Here is an 18,177-nt window from a genome sequence, read left to right as displayed (position 1 = left end):
TTGTCCAGGGTCGCAAACGTTAATTCTGCCGCCCAATGTAGCTCTTTGCGGGCGCAAGTCAACCGGAATTGTCAGGGTCGGCGGCACCAGGATTTTATCTTGCCCGGCCGGGGATCAGGGTTATATTGGTAGTAAGCGGGGGAGTATTTATGAAAGGCTTACAGGTCGCCCTGGCCGCGGCGCTTCTCGTTTCCTCAACCTTTGCAGGCCCGTTCCAGCTTGTATATCAGCGCGTTGTCGACGGCGGGGAGGATTATCGGCACCTTTCTCCGGTGCTCGACGAAGCCGGGCAGCTTATCGGCTACGTGGCCGCTGACAGCACGAACGGGCGGGTCGTCATTCACACGATGGGCAGTTCGCGGGACGTTGTCGCCGAAACAGGCGAGGAGCTGCAAAAGACGCTGGCTTTCGTCGATCCGGAACAGGATCGGTGGCTCATCTATCTGGTATATTACAGGGGCGGTTGCTTTCCCCATGTGGTTGCGCTGGGGGCGACCACGGATTCCGCATGGGTGATAAACGAACACGAACTCGACTGGCCCTGTACCGTATACAGCCCTGATATTGCCCTGTACACGGATCTCTTTGGCGTCACCGATTCCACGGGGGCGCTGACGGGAGTCCAGTTTAGTTACGTCTTTAGCTGCCGCTCGTATATGCCCCCGGGCGTCATCGTGGACGTAGAAGACCATTCTACTGTCTTCAGCCCTGAGCTGGATTCGGTTCATTGGAGCCACGCGTCGACGGGTATATTCGACGCGCCATTGAGTAATCCTGACCGGATCGGTACCGTAGTCGTCGATAATCGCTACTATTACTACCAGGTCCACAGTAGTGAACCGGCGGAGGTGTCAGCCCGTATCGGAGTAAGCCTCTGGGACGGCTCCAAGGGCCTGGGGTTCATCTCGTACCAGGATCGTCTGGCGGTGTCGATGCTTTTCGGGGATTTCGCACCGGAACATAGTGGCAAGGAACTCATCATAACATGGCGGACGGTCTGTACATCCAGTTATGATGATCCACGGTGGTGCGATTGGCTGGAATTAGATGCGACTTCCCGGGCCGAGGGTCTGTGCTGTATCCGCATCCATCCCGAGGGAGGCCTGAGCGAGTTGTGGTGTTCAGGTGCCAGCCTTGCGTTCCACTATGCCACAAAGGATCAGAAGAACATAGTCGGCATCAATTACAAAGGGTCAATCCTGTCTCTTGACGCGGCCACGGGACAGATCACCGACTCCGTTTCGCTGCCCCATCGATTGCAGGCGGTCTCGTTCTTCGAGACCGGGTTGACAGATTGGGACCTTCACGTCCTGGCAAGGTCTTATGATACGGTGTTCATCTACCGGCTGACGACGCCCACGGACGTCACTGAGCCGGAGTTGGACGCCCTGCCGTCAAGCATCGTGCTCAGGCAGAATTACCCCAACCCGTTCAACGGGGAAACCGTGATATCCTTTGTCAACCCGCGAAGACAACCCCTTGAACTCGCAGTCTTCAACGTTCTTGGGCAGCGTGTAGCTACCCTGCACAACGAGGTGACAGATCCGGGGGAGCTAAGCGTGACATGGCCCGCGCGTGATCAGGCCGGCCGGCAGGTGGCAAGCGGCGTTTTCCTGGCGCGGCTGAAATCGGAACGGGAATCCAGAGTCATCAAGATGACATTTGTCAAATAGAATCGCCAACGGGGGCGGCTGCCGAATCACCGGCAGGCGGCTCCAGTTGAAGACGAAATTCCACGCCGCCGTTGTAAAAGTCGACGCGGCGGCGCGGGTGGTTTTCGCGGGCGGGATCGATGCACGGCTGCGGCGTGCCTTTCCAGGTCGGGAACAGGTCCTCGTTCTCCGGCAGTTCGACGTCGTAGTAATCGATTACATTGTTGGACACGTTCAGTGTCTGACCGGTCATATCCGACAACACGTTGTCCCGGCAATCCTCCCAGTAGAAGAAGATGGGCACGTTTTGATCCGGCACCTGCGGCACATTCTCGTTGGACAGAACCAGCCTGAGCAACGAGGCCGGACGGCCCAGTCCGAGGCACGGCGGACGGGTAGCGTCGGGGGACATCTTGGCCAGAGCCATCGCTGTCCACAGGTTTCGCGGCCTGCGTACATCATCGGCGGTAGTCACGGGCAGGGCCTGGAAGTACTCCCAATCGCACGAGTCGGGGATCTCTCCCGGCAACACGTCGACGATGTTCACGTACCTGCTGTCGCATCCGAACTTCAGCGCGAACGCGGCGATTTCATCACCGGGGGCTTCAAGAATGAGCGACAGGGTATCATCCAGCCGCATATTGTCGACCGTGATCCTTCCGAGTCTGACGACGAGGTGAGCGGCCCTGCCGACGTCGGTCGTATCCGGTGTTTCGGGCACCACGGGCTTGTCGGTCTCGGTCGAGATATCCCGGGACGCGACAGTCCACAGGGCGAGCAGAAAAAGGAGCTTGTACATGTCTTGCGGTAAGCTTTCAAGGCCAATAAAAAAGGCCCGCCCGAGAGCGGGCCTTACAGCGTTGTCGCTATTTCACCACGTGGAAACTGTATGGCCCCTTCCATTCCGGCTGTTCTCCCGAGCCGAACTTCCAGTAGCCGCCCGGAGGGAAGAACGCGGAATCGACAACGAGTGTCCCGGCATCGGGAACGATCAGATCAAACGAGAGGCACTTCATATCCTCGTGCGGGAGGTAACGCTGTTTGCCCACAGCTCCGCCAAACCCAACCAGATCCGGGAGCTTTCCGTCCCAGTCAATCTCGGGCACCAGGACGCCGGTGATATCGAAGATCGACTTGTCCTGCCAGCCGTTGTGCCCCTTGATATCACCGAGCAGGTTCAAACCTTTGCCACTGTCAGCGACATGCACAATCTGCTTGATATCCTTGGAATCAAACTTGAATCCAACCGTGAAACCGCGACGTTCCTTGTCGTTGGTCCAGTAGACGTCAACGGAAACCTTTTCCCCAGCCTTGATTGTGCTGTCGTTGACCATCCCGGGGCCGGACAACTTCAGCGACACCGACGCGGCCATGGACGACCCGGCGGCCAGTGCCAGCACCAGGACAGCGACGAACAGAATGCGTACTTTGGACATATCCTTCTCCAGTACCGAGTTAAACCGTTCGCTTTCTTATATCGACACCATGCGATTAATGGGTCAACATAAAAAACCCCTCCGCCGTTGTCAATCCACTTTTCCGCCAACACCGGGCGAAGCACGGGGCCACACGCGCCTGACCCGTTTGAATGTATACCCCGACCATGAGAAGCGGTTCCCGGTTAGTTCGGCCGGCCGCTTGCCCGCGATACCCGATGCACCAGTCTGCGCTCTTGTCTGAACTGGCGGCGAAATCATTTTTCGTTTGACACGTGTGTCACATGAGGCTATGTTCATAAATCAATACAGAAGGGAATTTGCCTATGAGTGCGACAGTCTCGTCAACCATCTCGGCACGTGTATCCGCAGGCATTACCACCCAGATCACCACCTCAATCGGGAAGAAAATCGTGATGGCGATTACCGGATTTGTCTCGTTTGGGTACGTGGTCGGGCACATGCTGGGTAATCTTCAAATCTACCTGGGCCAGGACCAGCTGAACGCCTACGCTGAGTTCCTGCACAGCCTGGGACCGATGCTCTGGGCGATCCGGGCAGTGCTGTTTATCTCGTTCGTGCTTCATATCTGGCTGGGCATCCAGCTCAAGCTCGAGAACTGGCAGTCGCGACCGGTCGGGTACCGCGTCAAGGACACGGTAGAGGCGACGCTGGCGTCGCGGACGATGATCTACACCGGCTTGCTGGTTCTCGCTTTTGTTGCCTACCACGTTTTGCACTTCACGGTCAGGGTAACCAACCCGGCCTACGTCACTCTGGCGGACGGGCAGGGGCGATTCGATGCCTATTCGATGGTTATCCTCGGCTTTCAGAACTACTGGATCTCCGGGCTGTACATCATTGCCATGTTCATGGTGGCTTATCACCTCAGTCACAGCTTTTCAAGCATGTTCCAGACAATGGGATGGAGCAATCAGCGTTCCAAGAAGGCGCTGGAGGTGCTTTCCGCACTGATTGCAATAGTGCTTTTCGTCGGATTTGTCTCCATTCCGGTAACCATTTTGGCAGGATTGATAACGCTGCCAGGGGGGATGAGGTAGAATGAACATAGATTCCAGGATTCCCTCGGGCCCTTTAGCTGAGAAATGGGACCACCACAGATTTGAGCTGAAGCTGGTCAATCCGGCCAACAAGAGGAAATACAGCGCGATCGTGGTCGGCACGGGCCTGGCCGGAGCCTCGGCTGCGGCATCTCTGGCCGAACTCGGCTACAACGTGAAGGCCTTCTGTTTCCAGGACAGCCCCCGGCGCGCTCACTCCATCGGCGCCCAGGGTGGTATCAACGCGGCCAAGAACTACCAGAACGACGGCGACTCCATCTGGCGTTTGTTTTACGACACGATCAAGGGCGGTGATTTCAGGTCGCGCGAAGCCAATACCTACCGCCTGGCCCAGGTGTCGAACAACATCATAGACCTGTGCGCGGCGCAGGGCGTGCCGTTTGCCCGTGAATACGGCGGCACGCTGGACAACCGGTCGTTCGGCGGCGCCCAGGTATCACGGACGTTTTATGCCCGGGGCCAGACCGGCCAGCAGTTGCTGCTGGGTGCTTACTCGGCCCTGTGCCGGCAGATCGGACTCGGCCAGGTGACGATGTTCCCGCGTACGGAAATGCTGGAGCTGGTACTGATCGACGGTCACGCCAAGGGGATAATCGTCCGCGATCTCGTTACCGGCAAGATCAGCTCGCACGCCGCCGACGCGGTTATTCTGGCCACCGGCGGGTACGGCCGCGTCTTCAACCTGTCCACGATGGGCCTCGGCTGCAACGTCACTGCGGCCTTCCGCGCTTACAGGAAGGGCGCCCTGTTCGCCAACCCGTGCTATATACAGATTCACCCGACCTGCATCCCATACAGCGGCGAGTACCAGTCGAAGCTGACCCTGATGTCGGAGTCGCTGCGCAACGACGGTCGGATCTGGGTCCCCAGGAACAAAGGTGAAACGCGACCGCCCGGTGAGATTCCGGAAGACGAGCGGGACTACTACCTGGAGCGCAAATATCCGAGTTTCGGGAACCTTGCCCCGCGTGACATCTCCTCGCGCTCGGCCAAAGAGGTGTGCGACGAAGGTCGCGGGGTCGGGCCGACCAGGTACGGCGTGTACCTTGATTTTTCCGACTCCATCCAGCGGCTGGGACGGGAAACCATCACCCAGCGCTACGGTAACCTGTTCGATATGTACCACCTGATAACCGATGAGGACCCCTACAGCGTGCCGATGCGGATATACCCCGCGTCGCATTACACCATGGGCGGTCTCTGGGTGGATTATAACCTCATGAGCAACATCCCCGGTCTGCACGTTCTCGGGGAAGCGAACTTCTCGGATCACGGCGCCAACCGCCTGGGTGCTTCCGCCCTCATGCAGGGCTTGGCCGACGGTTACTTCATTATCCCGTACACCGTGGGTGACTACTTTGCGCGCGTCGGACCGCAGAACATTTCGGTCGACCGCGCCGAATTCCGCGAGGCGGAGGAGGCCGTCACCGGCAGGATGAACAAACTGCTGTCGATAAACGGCCGGCGGTCACCCGACGTTTTCCACAAGGCGCTCGGCGAGATCATGTGGGAGAAGGCGGGAATGGCGCGCAACGAGGCGGGCCTGAAGAAGGCGCTGGAAGAGATTCCGGCCCTGCGCGCGGAGTTCTGGGACGACGTCCGGGTGCTCGGCTCGAACGACGATATGAACCAGACGCTGGAGAAAGCCAACCGCGTGGCCGATTTCCTCGAGTTCGCCGAACTGTTGTGCCACGATGCGCTCGACCGGGAAGAATCGTGCGGAGCCCACTTCCGCGAGGAGCATCAGACTCCGGACGGAGAAGCCGTGCGCAACGACAAGAAGTACGCGTACGTCGCGGCCTGGCAATTCACCGGTGAAGATAAGAGGCCGGAACTGCACAAAGAGGAACTCAAGTTCGAAAACGTTGAAATGGCGACAAGGAGCTATAAATAATGAACCTGACCTTACGTGTCTGGCGCCAAAAGAACGCGCGGGACAAGGGACGGATGGAGACCTACCAGGCCAACGACGTCAACCCGGATATGTCCATCCTTGAACTGCTCGACGTAGTCAACCTGGACCTGGTAGCGAAGGGTATTGAACCCATACACTTCGACCACGACTGCCGCGAGGGGATCTGTGGCGCTTGTTCGCTGGTAATCAACGGTATTCCCCACGGACCCAACCGGGGCACGACTACCTGCGAACTGAGGATGCGGCACTTCAAGAGCGGTGAGACTATCACCATCGAGCCGTTCCGGGCCAGGGGCTTTCCGGTGCTGAAGGACCTGGTCGTGGACCGTTCGGCTCTTGATCGCATCATGCAGGTGGGCGGGTTCATTTCGGTTAATACAGGCGGTACGCCGGATGCAAACGCCATTCCGGTTCCCAGGGCCGCTGCCGAGAAAGCGATGGACGCTGCGGCCTGTATCGGCTGCGGGGCGTGCGTCGCGGCCTGCAAGAACGCGTCGGCGATGCTGCTGGTGGGGGCAAAAGTGTCGCACTTCGCGCACCTGCCGCAGGGCCGTCCCGAAAAGGCCCGGCGCGTCAAAGCCATGATCGCGCAGATGGATATCGAAGGATTCGGCAACTGCACCAACTACTACGAATGCGAGGCGGTCTGCCCGAAAGAGATTAGTGTCGAGGTGATCGCCAAAATGAACCGGGAGTTTCTCAAAGCTTCCTTCAGGAGAGAACTTGTCTGACCCCGGTCACCGGCAACCCCGGCGGGAAACCGCCGGGGTTTCTTTTTGCCTGCGGGCTGGTCGGGTTACAAATCGAGCCGCATACCGTCGGCGGCAAGCAACATGTTGGTGATCCCTGCCGCCCGTACACGCTTGTCTATCCCGGCCGCTTCGTCGTCGTTTCCCAGGTGCGTGAGTATATACTGCTTTACCGTCGACGTGCGTGCGTGTTCGATGATTTCACCGACGTCCACGTGCGTGGTTTCCACAAGGGCGTAATCCAGACCGTCAAGACAGCCCCGGATATCATCGAATGAACCGATATCAGCCGAGTACAGCAGCGACCTGTCGTTCACCTCGATTTTGAAGCTGTAACACTGCATCTTATTGCGCAGGTTATTCTCCCTGAGGTACGGAGCCAGTTTGGCTATGTGACTGTTGGCGATGGCGATTAACCGAAAACCCTCGTCGATAACCAGGCCGTCGCCGTAGCCGTGAATTTCCAGGTCAAGGCGAAGGCGCGGCCCGAAGAGATACACGGCTTCAAGGTAGTCTTCAAACCGGTCAACGAACTCATCCGGTACGTACACGGCCAGCCGCCGGCCGGCCTCGAGCACGTGAAGCATCTGGATAAAGAGCGTCAGTTCCGCGACGTGGTCCGAATGGGTGTGGCTGATGAAGATGCGGTCCAGCTTCAGCGGGTCAAAACCGCAGCGGAGGAACGACGACGCCACCCCGCCACCGCAATCGATCAGGTTCAGGCTCTCCCCCACCTGTAGCACGTACCCGGAGCAGGCCCGGTGCGGGTGCGGCATGCCCGAGGAGGAACCGAGGATTGTGAAAGAAGCCAAAGGCATTGCTCAAAATGGCCGTCACCCGGCCTTGTTGAGGACGTTGTACTTCCTCATGAAGTTGTTGAACCGCGTGTTCAGTTCATTCATACAAGCGAGGCTATCTTGCAGTGCCTTTAGCTTAACATCGTCTGGTGTGGCTTCAAGTTTCCTCAGAATATCTACGAAGTGCGCGAATACACCTTTAACATGGTCCTGTAGTGGTTCCGGCAGGTATAGGTAGACGCCCTTACCTTCCTCAGCCAGCGCGTGACAGGCAGTCTTGAAACGGCTGATGTCCTTCCATTGGGATTTCTCCACGATTGCAAACTCTGCGACAAGATTTCCAATGACTTTGTAGCATTTGTCCAGTGCGTCGATGGATTTCTCCGTGATTGCGCGTTCGTAGTGAAACGCACGGTTCCTTTCTGCCTGATGAGCCTCATGACGGCGTCCAAGCCACGCATTTACGACAGAGACTACGCCACCACCTACAGTTCCTGAGACTAGACCATACAAGAACTGAATCAAATCCATATCTCCCCTCCCCGTATTTCAAGATTCCCTATCGCGCTGTACTAAAAGGCTCAGCCCCCGCTCCAGCTAGGCCTCCAGTCACGCGAACAGCTTTCCGATCCGCTCCAGCGCCTCCTGGCAGTCGGCGCGGGTGACGTCAAGATGGGTCACCATACGGATCTTCTTCGGCCCGAACGGCACGGCCAGGACGTTGACCTCCCTTAGCCCGGCCAGGACTGATTCGGCGGTGTGCTCGCCGTTCAGGTTGGCCACGACAATGTTGGTCTGCACGCGGTTCAGATCGACCTCAAAAGGCTGAAGATTGTTCAGTTGCTCGGCCAGAAGTCGCGCATTGGTATGGTCTTCCGTCAGTCTCTTAATGTTATTCTTTACGGCATACAGCCCGGCGGCGGCGATAAGACCCACCTGGCGCATACCGCCCCCGAAGAGCTTGCGCAGGCGCCGGCAGCGGTCGATGAATTCGGCCGATCCGACAATCATTGACCCGATGGGGGCACCCAGGCCTTTCGACAGGCAGACCGAAACCGAGTCAAACGGCCGGATCAGTTCCGGCAGGGACAGCCCCGTGGCCGCGTGAGCGTTCCAGATCCGGGCGCCGTCAAGGTGGAGAAGCAGTCCGAACTCGTCGCAGACCTCACGCACCCTGAGAATTTCCTCCTGCGGCAGGATGGTTCCGCTGTGGCGGTTGTGCGTGTTTTCGAGTTCGACGATTCTTGTCTCGGGCGCGTGAATGTTCCTGGGCCGGACGTGCCGCCGAACCATCTCGGCCGTGATCATACCGTGTTCGGTAGTAAGGAGATTGACAAGGAGTCCGGAATGGACGACGGGGCCCGCCACCTCGTAGTTGATCACGTGGCATTCGCGGTCGCAAAGCATCTCCCACCCGGGCCGGGAGATGGCTTTCAGGCATATCTGGTTGCCCATGGTGCCGGAGGGCACGAACAGCGAGGCCTCGCAACCGAACAGGTCGGCTACGTAGCGCTCGAGTTCTATAGCGGTGGGGTCGTCCCCCAGGACGTCGTCACCCACCTCGGCAGCGGCAATAGCCTGCCGCATTTCGGCGGACGGCCTGGTGACCGTATCTGATCTCAGGTCAATGAGCTTCATGGCTCGAAATATACGAAAAAGGACGGGCAGCGCCAGAAAACCTCAGGAAAAAAGCAGGCAAAAAAAAGGCCGCCCATCGGGGCGGCCTTTCGCAGCTTGGTGAACGCATCACTGTACGAGGGTGACCTTGGTCGCGCGGGACCCGGAATCTGATCTGGCCAACTCGTAGACGACCTCCTGGCCTTGCTTGAGCGTCTTGTAACCTTCCATGTTGATCGCAGTGTAGTGAACGTAAACGTCCTGGCTATCGTCGGGGCCGGATATGATTCCCCACCCTCTCGGTTCGTTGAAATACTTCACCTTGCCTTTGGGCATTAAGAGTCCTCCGATATCCCTCTGACGTTAGAAGATCTTTCTCCCTCCGTATATATTATACGCCGGACGACGTGGTGCAGCCACAAAAAAAATCAGGCCCGGGCGAAAATTCTGCCGAGCAGGGTCATAGCCAGGCCGGAGATGATGGGAACCGACACGTTATCATCTATTCGTGAGGACAGGGCCTCGACTACCGTGGCCACGACGGCCCCGAAGACGGCCGCCGTAAGGTCAAGGCCGGGAACGACAAAGGCGACAGCCAGAGTCCCGGCAAGGCAGGCGAGCGAACCCTCGACCGATTTTCGTCCGAATTTGTGACGTCCCAGCTTGCGGCCGACGACGGCGGCCAGCGTATCGCCGACGACGATAAACGCCAGTGCTGCAATGGCTATGTGCTTTTCATATAAAGCAACGGTCGCGCAGACGGACAGAAGTATATACGTAGCACCGGAGAAGTCCCCGGCGTGCTCCCGACTTCGGATCAAAGGAGATATGAGTCGACCGGCAAAGCGACGATAAAACGCCCAGTTGCGCAGACGGGAGATGTCAATCAGCAACATCAGGACGGCCACCGGGATCATTATGGCCAGCATGGTGCCTTTTTCGAGAGCCAGCACGTAGTAGCCGCCGGGAATCACCAGCGCCGCCATGTGCGTAGCTTTGCGGGCCAGTTCCTGGGAGTACGGAAGCTGCTCGGGCGTCAGCGGCTGATCTGGCGGCATACCGGCCAATCTATTGACCGGGGTTGCGGGTATGATAGTTCCCCAGCTGGATCTGAGAGACCCGGACGGGAAACGTCACGTTATATTTCCGGTACAGCCGGTCACGGAAATTCTCCCATACCATCCGGGCGTGATCCTTTTGCAGTTTCACGAGGATATCGCCCCGGGCGAATTCAATCGTGCGCGACCGCTTCCGGTCCTGCACCCGGATAAACCGGTAGTCACCTGATTCGGAGCCCATGACCGGGGAAACGGAGCCGACCGGAGTCGATCTGGCCGCCTGGAGAACTTCCGGTGAGAGATCGCTTTCACCAACGTAACCGTGGTCGACCAGGCGCACGCGTATTCCACCCCGACCACGGTACTCACGCACCAGATCACCGGCGTCGACACCGCTTTCCACCTGGTCCCTGAGGAACGCGGCCAGGACGGAATCTCGTGTCACGACGGACTGCAACTTGTAGGGCTTGGCGATGGAGTACTCGTCGATGTGGTCGTAATAGTAGGCCTCCAAAACGCTGTCTGCCGGACGCCAGGAGTAGTCAAAGCCCCACGTCATCACGATGGTCTTTTTCCTGAAATGGCGCAGCCGCCGTTCTTCGGCGGCCACGTAGGGAAGCGTATCGATGCCGTTGGCCCGTGCCGCCTGCACCTGGATGTACCGCTCCGCCGCCTTCTTGAGCATCTCCAGCTTGATCTCCCGCGTGCTGTTGTCGACGTTGTACTCGCGCCGGGCGGCCTCCTCGAACTGTTTCAGGTAGCGACAGTATATAGTATCGCGGCCGTTGACAACTCCGGCCCATTCGAAGTCGTCCACAAGGTGAATGTTCGCATCCATAATCGACTCGTTCGGGAGCACGTTGATCTCGGCGCGCAGGCTGTCAAGGCGAGCCAGGAGAACCTGGTTGGACTTGTCCGTCAGGAGCGTCTCCATGGCCGACGCGTAGACCTGGGGCGAGTCGATAGGCACCAGCCCGTCCGGCAGGTAGCCATCGATGTAGATTATGTGATAGCCGTCCTTGTCCCGGTAAGGGTATGAATGTTCGCCGATCTTCAGCGAGAAGGCGACCGAATCAAAGGGATCGATATACTGCTCGCGCGGCGTCCAGCCCATGTAACCCCCGGCCTGCCGCGAGGAACCGTCGTGGGAGAAGTCGAAAGCGACATTCTCAAACGGCGCTCCCCAGTTGAGCAGCCGCCAGAGCTTGTCCGCCTGCTCCTGGACGATCTGCCACAGTTCCTCCTGGGGCAGGGGCTTGTAGTAGGCGGAGTCCGCACCGAGCGTGAGGGCCCGCGGGCTGATCAGGATGTGGTACAGGTTAACCTGCTCTTCAACGGAGAACAGTTCGGCATGATCGTAGTAGTATGCTATCGCCTCCAGCGAGTCACCGGTCGTTTTCTTGTAAACTGTTTCGTTCCAGTACGCATAGAGGAGAAAGTCGTAATACTGGCGGCGGAACGTGGAGAGCGGCAGCGGGTAGCTGCCGAGATCGATTTCGTTGGCCTCCAGGCCGGCCAGCGTATCGACTAGAATGCTGTCCAGCAGGTAGTTGGTCCGCTCCTTTTCGACCGTACCGCCGCTCATAAGAAGAGTGGATTGCGAAAGACGTGAGTAGAAGTCGCTCGCCGTCAGCACCGGCTCGCCGGCGGCCAGGGCCAGGGGCTTATCCTGAAGGCGGGCAACGGATTCTTCACTTAGGGACAGTGTCGGTGCGCAACCCGACATCGACAGCAGAAACGCGAAAAGACAGGCCGCAGCCACTACAAACCTAAGAATTCCCATGCAAATCTCCGTGCAGTTTTTCAAATGGCATAAGGTACGGAAGATTGTCTGAAAATCAAGACTAAAAGCGGTCAGGCGGTCGGGGCGTCGGCAGGCACCTTCCGCTCTGCCGGAGACCTTTTCGCGGGCGGCCCGTCGGGAAGGTAGTTCCGGAATTGCACGTGGAACGAGGTGCCGCGGCCGATCTGGGAGTTTACCTGGACGTTCAGTCGCAGGGCGGCTGCAATACGGTGCACGATGGAAAGGCCGAGACCGGTGCCTTGCTTCTTGCTGGAGAAAAACGGCTCAAAGACGCGTTCCCTGATGGCGCTGTCAATTCCCGGACCGTCGTCCTGAACCACCAGTTCGACGATTTCGCCCTGCGGCGGCACAGTAAGGCGAAAGACGATTTTGCCCGGCTGGCCGTCAAATGACTCGCAGGCGTTCAGGGCAAGGTTCATCAGCAGTTGTTTGATCAGGCCCTCGTCACCGATGACGTAGATGACGGATTCGTCACTTTCCACAGTGATGTTGATATTGCTCCGGTAAGAGTGATGATGGCGCAGCAGCTCGGTGACTTCGTTGACGACGTGGCAGAGTTCGACGTTGCTGTAGGTCGGCCGGGTGATCCCGGCGTAGGCGAGAAAATCGCTGAGTATCTTGTTGAGGTGGTCGGACTCCTTGATGATTAGATGCATGAGTCGCTCGTTTTCCCCGCCGAGGGACAATTCCTTGTGCAGCACCTCAACCGAGCCGGCAATGGCGGCCAGCGGATTGCGAATCTCATGCGCTATCGAGGCCGACAGCTCGCCTACCGCCGCCAGGCGGTCGGCGGCCCGGACCTTGGCCTCCAGGGCCTTAACCTCGGTAAGGTCGGAGAAGATGGCAATTACACCCCTCAGGTCGTCTCCTTCTTCCGTGAGTATGCAGGTGGACACCCCCAACGGTATCATCCGCTGCCGGCGGTCGAGGATATCGGCTTCCTTGCGCGGATAGGCCCGGCGCATCGTGACGCCGTCCATGAGGCAGTCGGCCAGATCAGGCATACGCTCGGCGAACACCTCCTGGCACTGCATTCCCCGCACCTGCTCCTCGCTGTAGCCGAGAATCTTCTCGGCGGCCCGATTGAAGTAGATGATGCTGCCGCGCGCGTCCACCGTCAGCAAACCGGAGTTCAGGTGGCGAAGGATATCGTCGGTTTCGAGCCTGGCGCGCTGGAGTTCACGGGAAGCATCGGCCAGCTGCCGGTCTTGCGTGCTCAGGCGCTCGGCCAGGTAGCCGGAGATGAAGGCCACCAGATAGTAGATAAGGATGTGCAGGAAGATCGAGTAGAAAACGGAATCATGCGAGGAGAAGATCGTCTTGAGCGCCTGCATGCTCATCTCGGAATCGCTGCCGGCGGCCAACCCCAACCAGATTATGAAGGCATAGGCGACAGAGACCACGGAGGCCACCAGCAGCGTACCGACCAGGCGGTAGGCCAGGGCCGCGGAAACGATGGTCAGGATGTAGAGAGCTGAAAAGGAGGAGTATACGTTGCCCGTAGCATAGATGACGCCCGACTCAATCGCGATTTCAAACAGGAACTGCAGCGCAACAATCGTCTGGACGACGGCATTGACCCGGAAGCGGCGCTCCAGCGCCAGGGCCACGCAGAAGATCAGCGTCAGAACGGAGTAGACGACAAACGGGAAGTGGAGGTACCGGGGATAGTCCATCCAGAGGACCACCACGGCCATGAGAATGATGTATGAGGCCAGCCGCAGGGGCAGGAACCGGCTGGGTCTGCGTATTCGCACGGTCTGTTGCATAAATGCAAACGGCACCTGATCAGTGCCGTTCTCCCGAGTGCCCGTCAAGCGAAGTTCATTCTCCGGCCCGGGGCCCGGCCGCCGTGCACCGCCGGCGGCCGAGGCGGCCTCATCCGATCTTGCCAATGATGTCGAACATTGGCAGGTACATGGCAATCAAGATGCCGCCAATGATCGCGCCCATGAACACGATGATAATTGGCTCGATCACCGACGTGAGCGCGGCCACGGCATCGTTGACCTCCTCGTCATAGAAGTCGGCAATCTTGTTAAGCATGTCATCCAGGCCGCCGGTCTTTTCACCCACGCCGATCATCTGGGTGACCATGGGTGGAAACACGCCGGTCTCCTTCAGAGGCCCGGTGATCGTGTCACCCTCGGCGATGGCCAGCACTGATCTGTTGATTGCGTTGGCGACCACCAGGTTGCCGGCGGTCTTGGCCGTAATCTTGAGCGCCTCAAGAATGGATACACCCGACGACAGAAGCGTGCTCAAGGTGCGAGAGAAACGCGCCACCGACGATTTCCGGACAAGATTGCCCATGACCGGCAGCCTGAGGAGGAACTTGTCAAAAGCGAGCGCCCCGCTCGGTGTCCGTTTCCACCAGAGGAACAGAATCAGAAAGCCGATGGAGCCGACCAGCAGGTACAGGAAGTTGGCCTTGAGGAAGTTCGAAATGCTCAGCACGACAAGCGTGGGCATGGGCAGCTCCGCACCGACACCACCGAACATCTTGGAAAACACCGGGACAATAAAGGTGAGCATACCGACCGTGACGGCCGTCGCGACGACTATGACAACGGCCGGGTACACCATGGCACCCTTGACTTTCCGAATAAGCTGGTCGGCTTTCTCGCGGTACACGGCCAGGCGAACCAGAATGGCGTCCAGGGCGCCGCCGATCTCACCGGCTTCAACCATGTTCGTGTAGAGCTGGTCGAATATCTTGGGGTGACGGCCCAGGCCATCGGAGAGAGTTGCGCCTCCCTGCACGGCTTCCTTGACCTGGGTGACAATCTTCGACAGCTCCTTGTTCTCTGACTGGCTGGAAAGAATCTCCAAGCACTGCACCATCGGCAGGCCGGCCCCGATCATGGTAGCGAACTGGCGCGTAAAACGGGATACTTCGAGCCGCTTTATCCCCGTGCCTATCTTAATGCTTATCTCGGGCGCCTTCTTGTTGATTGACGAGACGAGGATGCGGTTCTGCCTGAGAACCCGTTCCAGGTCGGCCTTGCTGTTGGCCTTGAGCATTCCCTGGACGGCGGCGCCGGCAAGCGTCTTCCCCTTGTACTCGTATACAGGCATCAGTATATCCCTTTCCTGGCTCCCGACTACCTGAGTGCGGGAGACTTCTGGCGTGACAGCATTTCGCCGAGCTCCTGCGTGTTGTGGGAGTAGTTCATAGCATCGTTGAGCGAAATCTTACCGCCCTGGTGAAGCTCGGCCAGCGACTGGTTCATCGTTTTCATGCCGTATTTCTGTCCCGACTGGATCATGGAGTAGATCTGGTGGATCTTGTCGTCGCGGATAATCGCCCGGATGGCCGGAGTGACAACCATGACCTCCAGGGCCAGGGCACGTCCCCCGCTGACCTGGGGAATCAAGGTCTGCGACACCACCGCCTGCAGACAGAACGAGAGAGCCACGCGAACCTGATCCTGCTGGTTGGTCGGGAAGGCGTCGACAATCCGGTTAATGGACTCCGCGCATGAATTGGTGTGCAGGGTGGCGAAGGCCAGGTGGCCGGTCTCTGAGATGGAGAGAGCAGACTCAATTGTTTCCAGGTCCCGCATCTCACCGATCAGAACGACGTCCGGATCCTCGCGGAGGGCGTGTTTGAGGGCCGATGCAAACGAGCCCGTATCGGAGAATACCTCCCGTTGATTCACGACCGCCGTCTGGTGGCGGTGGAGGTACTCGATGGGATCCTCGACGGTGATGATATGAACGGGGCGCTCGCGGTTGATCTTGTCAATGACCGCCGCCAGCGTGGTCGACTTGCCGGAACCGGTCGGCCCGGTGACAAGGATCAAACCGCGGGGCAGCCTGGCAAACTCGGCAATCACCTTGGGCAGCCCGAGCTCCTCAAAGGTCTTGATTTTGTACGGTATCTGCCGCAGGGCCACGGCGCAGTTGCCGCGCTGCATAAACATGTTGGCGCGAAACCGGCTCATCGACTCAATACCGAACGAGAAATCCAGTTCCCATTCCTGCTCGAATTTGAGCTTCTGCTTTTCATTGAGCATGGAGTAGGCGAGCTTCTTGGTATGCTCGGCCGTCAGCATATCATGGTTGCTCAGACGCTGCAGCTTGCCGTCAACACGGACGACTGGAGGCGACCCGGCCGTCAGATGTAAGTCCGAAGCGCCCAACTGGACCATCTGCTCCAGCAGTTCACGCAACGTAGCCATATTGCTCTCCCGATTCTATTGACACGGCCATTATGACGGTACTTCTGAAAAGCCGCTTATTCACATATATCGGCTTTTGGGGACGAATCTTGACCGGATTGTCAAAAGATGCTGGCTGTAACCGCTTGAAAGACAAAAGGGTCGACGCCTGACAGGAGAGACTGACGTCAGGCCGTCGTGACGCCGAAGAGTTCCTCGATGCTGATCAGCCCCTGCTTCAACTTGTCAACCGCCGCCATCCGTAGCGAGAACATCCCCTCCTCTGCGGCGACCTTGCGGATCTCTGAGTCGGGAGCCTTGCTGAGGATGAGGTTCTCGATGGCCGGCGTCATGGGCATGACCTCGTAAATGCCGGTTCGCCCCTGCTTGCCGCTGTTGCCGCACTGCTCGCACCCGGTCCCCCGGAATGCACGTATGCCGCGCAGCAACTCCTGCGGGGCTTTCAGGCTGTCCACTTGTTCCTGCGTAAGGTTGATCTCTTCCTTGCAATTGGAGCAGATCGTCTTCACCATTCGCTGGGCCATAACCAGGCGCGTGGCTGAGGCGACCAGGTAATACGGAGTGCCCATGTCGATCAGACGGGTGATCGATGACGGCGCGTCGTTCGTGTGCAGCGTCGAGAAGACGAGGTGACCGGTCAGCGCCGCCTTGATGGCGATGTCGGCCGTTTCGGAATCGCGTATCTCGCCGACCATAATGATGTCCGGGTCCTGCCGCAGGAAGGATCGCAGCGCCGACGCGAAGGTGAGACCGATGTCCGCCCTGATCGCAACCTGGTTGATTCCCTCGAAGTTGAACTCAACCGGGTCCTCCGCCGTCATGATATTCACGTCAACGCGGTTGAGCCGCTGAAGGGCCGAGTACAGAGTGGTCGTTTTCCCCGAACCGGTCGGACCGGTGACCAGGATAATTCCGTAGGGCGAGTGAATCTTCTCGTGGAACTTCTGAAGATCAGGTTCGCGAAACCCAAGCTTGGTCATATCCACCTTCAGGGCCTGCGGGTCCAGAATACGCATGACGACCTTTTCCCCGAAGATGGTCGGCAGGACGGATACACGCAGATCAACCGTCCGGCCCGTGTACTTGACTTTGATCCGGCCGTCCTGTGGAAGACGGCGCTCGGAGATGTCCAGATCGGCCATGATCTTGACGCGGGAGACGATGGCCGCCCGGTACTTGAACGGCAGCGGCGCCATTTCGCGAAGCTCACCATCAACTCGATACCGCACGCGTATCCGCTTCTCATACGTCTCGATATGGATGTCGGAGGCTCCCAGGCGAATAGCATCGCCGACGATCGAGTCGACCAGCTTGACAAGCGGTTTGTCTTCAATGGCCGACAGCAGATCCGAATCACTCGGTCCCTGGTCGGCCTCAACCACCTCGAGGTCCGGATTCTCCTCGAGCCCCCTGACAATCTCTGAGAGCGCCCCGGAGTCCCGGTAGTAAGTCTCTATCGCCTTGTCGATCGCGGCCTCGGGAGAGATCACCGGCTGAACGGCGCAGCCGGTGATGAACTTGATGGCATCGAGAACGTAGATGTTGTTGGGATCGCTGATAGCCACCAGCAACGTCTTGTTGATGCGGGATATGGCAATGACGTGGAACTTGCGCGCGATGTCGAGCGGAATCAGCTTGACCGTCTCGGGATTCAACTCGACGTCGCTAAGGCGCAGGGCCCCGATCTTGAGATGCTTGCCGACAAAGGACGCGATATCGTCCTCGGACTTGACGGCCTTGATCGCCACCAGCGCCGCCTCGAACGATTTATGCTGTTCCTTGGAGATCCCCAGCGCTTCGTCGGCCTGTTCCTGGGTAATCTTACCGGCCTGAACCAGTATTGAACTGAGTTCCGTAGACATGTGATGCGGTTCCGCTATGCT

The 18,177-nt window shown here is 58.5% G+C and carries 16 protein-coding genes; 4 read left to right on the top strand and 12 right to left on the bottom strand.

The annotated features are described in order from the left end of the window. Positions 1-149: 149 nt before the first annotated feature. Positions 150-1,673: a T9SS type A sorting domain-containing protein gene (locus VMY05_08990; protein ID HUV31207.1), complete on the top strand. Its 1,524-nt coding sequence runs from the start codon at positions 150-152 to the stop codon at positions 1,671-1,673. Here the strand turns inward: VMY05_08990 and VMY05_08985 are convergent. Both VMY05_08985 and VMY05_08980 read right to left on the bottom strand, forming a co-directional pair. Continuing rightward, positions 1,666-2,451, bottom strand: coding sequence for a hypothetical protein (locus VMY05_08985; GenBank protein HUV31206.1), 786 nt, complete (start codon positions 2,449-2,451; stop codon positions 1,666-1,668). The two genes, VMY05_08990 and VMY05_08985, sit on opposite strands and share 8 nt — an antisense overlap. A 67-nt stretch (positions 2,452-2,518) precedes the next feature. Next, positions 2,519-3,088, bottom strand: a complete 570-nt coding sequence (locus VMY05_08980) for a hypothetical protein (protein ID HUV31205.1) — start codon at positions 3,086-3,088, stop codon at positions 2,519-2,521. Between the two features lie 326 nt (positions 3,089-3,414). On the opposite strand from VMY05_08980, the gene VMY05_08975 reads away from it, so the two are divergent. From VMY05_08975 to VMY05_08965, 3 genes are read left to right on the top strand one after another with little or no spacing between them, the layout of a single operon-like run. After that, positions 3,415-4,149, top strand: coding sequence for a succinate dehydrogenase cytochrome b subunit (locus VMY05_08975; protein ID HUV31204.1), 735 nt, complete (start codon positions 3,415-3,417; stop codon positions 4,147-4,149). A 1-nt stretch (position 4,150) separates the two neighbouring features. Then, the gene (locus VMY05_08970; protein ID HUV31203.1) at positions 4,151-6,064 is read left to right on the top strand and encodes a fumarate reductase/succinate dehydrogenase flavoprotein subunit; all 1,914 of its coding nucleotides are present in this window, start codon (positions 4,151-4,153) and stop codon (positions 6,062-6,064) included. Continuing rightward, on the top strand, positions 6,064-6,816 hold the full coding sequence (locus VMY05_08965; protein HUV31202.1) for a succinate dehydrogenase/fumarate reductase iron-sulfur subunit: 753 nt from the start codon (positions 6,064-6,066) through the stop codon (positions 6,814-6,816). Before VMY05_08970 ends, VMY05_08965 begins: the two co-directional genes overlap by 1 nt. A gap of 65 nt (positions 6,817-6,881) precedes the next feature. Here VMY05_08965 and VMY05_08960 read toward each other — a convergent pair whose 3' ends face one another. From VMY05_08960 to pilB, 10 genes are all read right to left on the bottom strand, one after another. Further along, positions 6,882-7,646, bottom strand: coding sequence for an MBL fold metallo-hydrolase (locus VMY05_08960; GenBank protein ID HUV31201.1), 765 nt, complete (start codon positions 7,644-7,646; stop codon positions 6,882-6,884). 21 nt (positions 7,647-7,667) lie between these two features. Next, positions 7,668-8,162 carry a hypothetical protein gene (locus VMY05_08955; GenBank protein ID HUV31200.1) on the bottom strand — a complete coding sequence of 165 codons (495 nt, stop codon included), beginning with the start codon at positions 8,160-8,162 and terminating at the stop codon, positions 7,668-7,670. Positions 8,163-8,240: 78 nt separating this feature from the next. Then, positions 8,241-9,269, bottom strand: coding sequence for a GntG family PLP-dependent aldolase (locus VMY05_08950; protein HUV31199.1), 1,029 nt, complete (start codon positions 9,267-9,269; stop codon positions 8,241-8,243). Between the two features lie 108 nt (positions 9,270-9,377). Next, the gene (locus VMY05_08945) at positions 9,378-9,584 is read right to left on the bottom strand and encodes a cold shock domain-containing protein (GenBank protein HUV31198.1); all 207 of its coding nucleotides are present in this window, start codon (positions 9,582-9,584) and stop codon (positions 9,378-9,380) included. A gap of 92 nt (positions 9,585-9,676) precedes the next feature. After that, positions 9,677-10,306 carry an SEC59/DGK1/VTE5 family protein gene (locus VMY05_08940; protein ID HUV31197.1) on the bottom strand — a complete coding sequence of 210 codons (630 nt, stop codon included), beginning with the start codon at positions 10,304-10,306 and terminating at the stop codon, positions 9,677-9,679. A gap of 10 nt (positions 10,307-10,316) precedes the next feature. Continuing rightward, positions 10,317-12,089, bottom strand: a complete 1,773-nt coding sequence (locus VMY05_08935) for a peptidyl-prolyl cis-trans isomerase (protein ID HUV31196.1) — start codon at positions 12,087-12,089, stop codon at positions 10,317-10,319. A gap of 71 nt (positions 12,090-12,160) precedes the next feature. Further along, positions 12,161-13,879, bottom strand: coding sequence for an ATP-binding protein (locus tag VMY05_08930; GenBank protein ID HUV31195.1), 1,719 nt, complete (start codon positions 13,877-13,879; stop codon positions 12,161-12,163). Positions 13,880-13,988: 109 nt separating this feature from the next. Continuing rightward, positions 13,989-15,188 (bottom strand): type II secretion system F family protein, encoded by a 1,200-nt coding sequence (locus VMY05_08925; GenBank protein ID HUV31194.1) that lies wholly within the window; start codon positions 15,186-15,188, stop codon positions 13,989-13,991. 26 nt (positions 15,189-15,214) lie between these two features. After that, positions 15,215-16,294: a type IV pilus twitching motility protein PilT gene (locus VMY05_08920; protein HUV31193.1), complete on the bottom strand. Its 1,080-nt coding sequence runs from the start codon at positions 16,292-16,294 to the stop codon at positions 15,215-15,217. Between the two features lie 167 nt (positions 16,295-16,461). Next, positions 16,462-18,156, bottom strand: a complete 1,695-nt coding sequence (gene pilB, locus VMY05_08915; GenBank protein HUV31192.1) for a type IV-A pilus assembly ATPase PilB — start codon at positions 18,154-18,156, stop codon at positions 16,462-16,464. Positions 18,157-18,177: the final 21 nt, after the last annotated feature.

This window comes from Acidobacteriota bacterium (assembly GCA_035529075.1).
GTDB lineage: Bacteria > Zixibacteria > MSB-5A5 > GN15 > FEB-12 > DATKXK01.
The sequence above is the reverse complement of the archived record's forward strand: the minus strand, read 5'-3'. Positions and strand labels throughout refer to the sequence as shown.

What these genes read in the sequence shown, in the direction of transcription:
- VMY05_08990 (HUV31207.1), top strand. Translation starts at nt 150, where the DNA reads ATGAAAGGCTTACAGGTCGCCCTGGCCGCGGCGCTTCTCGTTTCCTCA.
- VMY05_08970 (HUV31203.1), top strand. Translation starts at nt 4,151, where the DNA reads ATGAACATAGATTCCAGGATTCCCTCGGGCCCTTTAGCTGAGAAATGG.
- pilB (HUV31192.1), bottom strand. Translation starts at nt 18,156, where the DNA reads ATGTCTACGGAACTCAGTTCAATACTGGTTCAGGCCGGTAAGATTACC.
- VMY05_08985 (HUV31206.1), bottom strand. Translation starts at nt 2,451, where the DNA reads ATGTACAAGCTCCTTTTTCTGCTCGCCCTGTGGACTGTCGCGTCCCGG.
- VMY05_08920 (HUV31193.1), bottom strand. Translation starts at nt 16,294, where the DNA reads ATGGCTACGTTGCGTGAACTGCTGGAGCAGATGGTCCAGTTGGGCGCT.
- VMY05_08935 (HUV31196.1), bottom strand. Translation starts at nt 12,089, where the DNA reads ATGGGAATTCTTAGGTTTGTAGTGGCTGCGGCCTGTCTTTTCGCGTTT.
- VMY05_08965 (HUV31202.1), top strand. Translation starts at nt 6,064, where the DNA reads ATGAACCTGACCTTACGTGTCTGGCGCCAAAAGAACGCGCGGGACAAG.
- VMY05_08945 (HUV31198.1), bottom strand. Translation starts at nt 9,584, where the DNA reads ATGCCCAAAGGCAAGGTGAAGTATTTCAACGAACCGAGAGGGTGGGGA.
- VMY05_08940 (HUV31197.1), bottom strand. Translation starts at nt 10,306, where the DNA reads ATGCCGCCAGATCAGCCGCTGACGCCCGAGCAGCTTCCGTACTCCCAG.
- VMY05_08955 (HUV31200.1), bottom strand. Translation starts at nt 8,162, where the DNA reads ATGGATTTGATTCAGTTCTTGTATGGTCTAGTCTCAGGAACTGTAGGT.
- VMY05_08925 (HUV31194.1), bottom strand. Translation starts at nt 15,188, where the DNA reads ATGCCTGTATACGAGTACAAGGGGAAGACGCTTGCCGGCGCCGCCGTC.
- VMY05_08975 (HUV31204.1), top strand. Translation starts at nt 3,415, where the DNA reads ATGAGTGCGACAGTCTCGTCAACCATCTCGGCACGTGTATCCGCAGGC.
- VMY05_08980 (HUV31205.1), bottom strand. Translation starts at nt 3,088, where the DNA reads ATGTCCAAAGTACGCATTCTGTTCGTCGCTGTCCTGGTGCTGGCACTG.
- VMY05_08930 (HUV31195.1), bottom strand. Translation starts at nt 13,879, where the DNA reads ATGCAACAGACCGTGCGAATACGCAGACCCAGCCGGTTCCTGCCCCTG.
- VMY05_08950 (HUV31199.1), bottom strand. Translation starts at nt 9,269, where the DNA reads ATGAAGCTCATTGACCTGAGATCAGATACGGTCACCAGGCCGTCCGCC.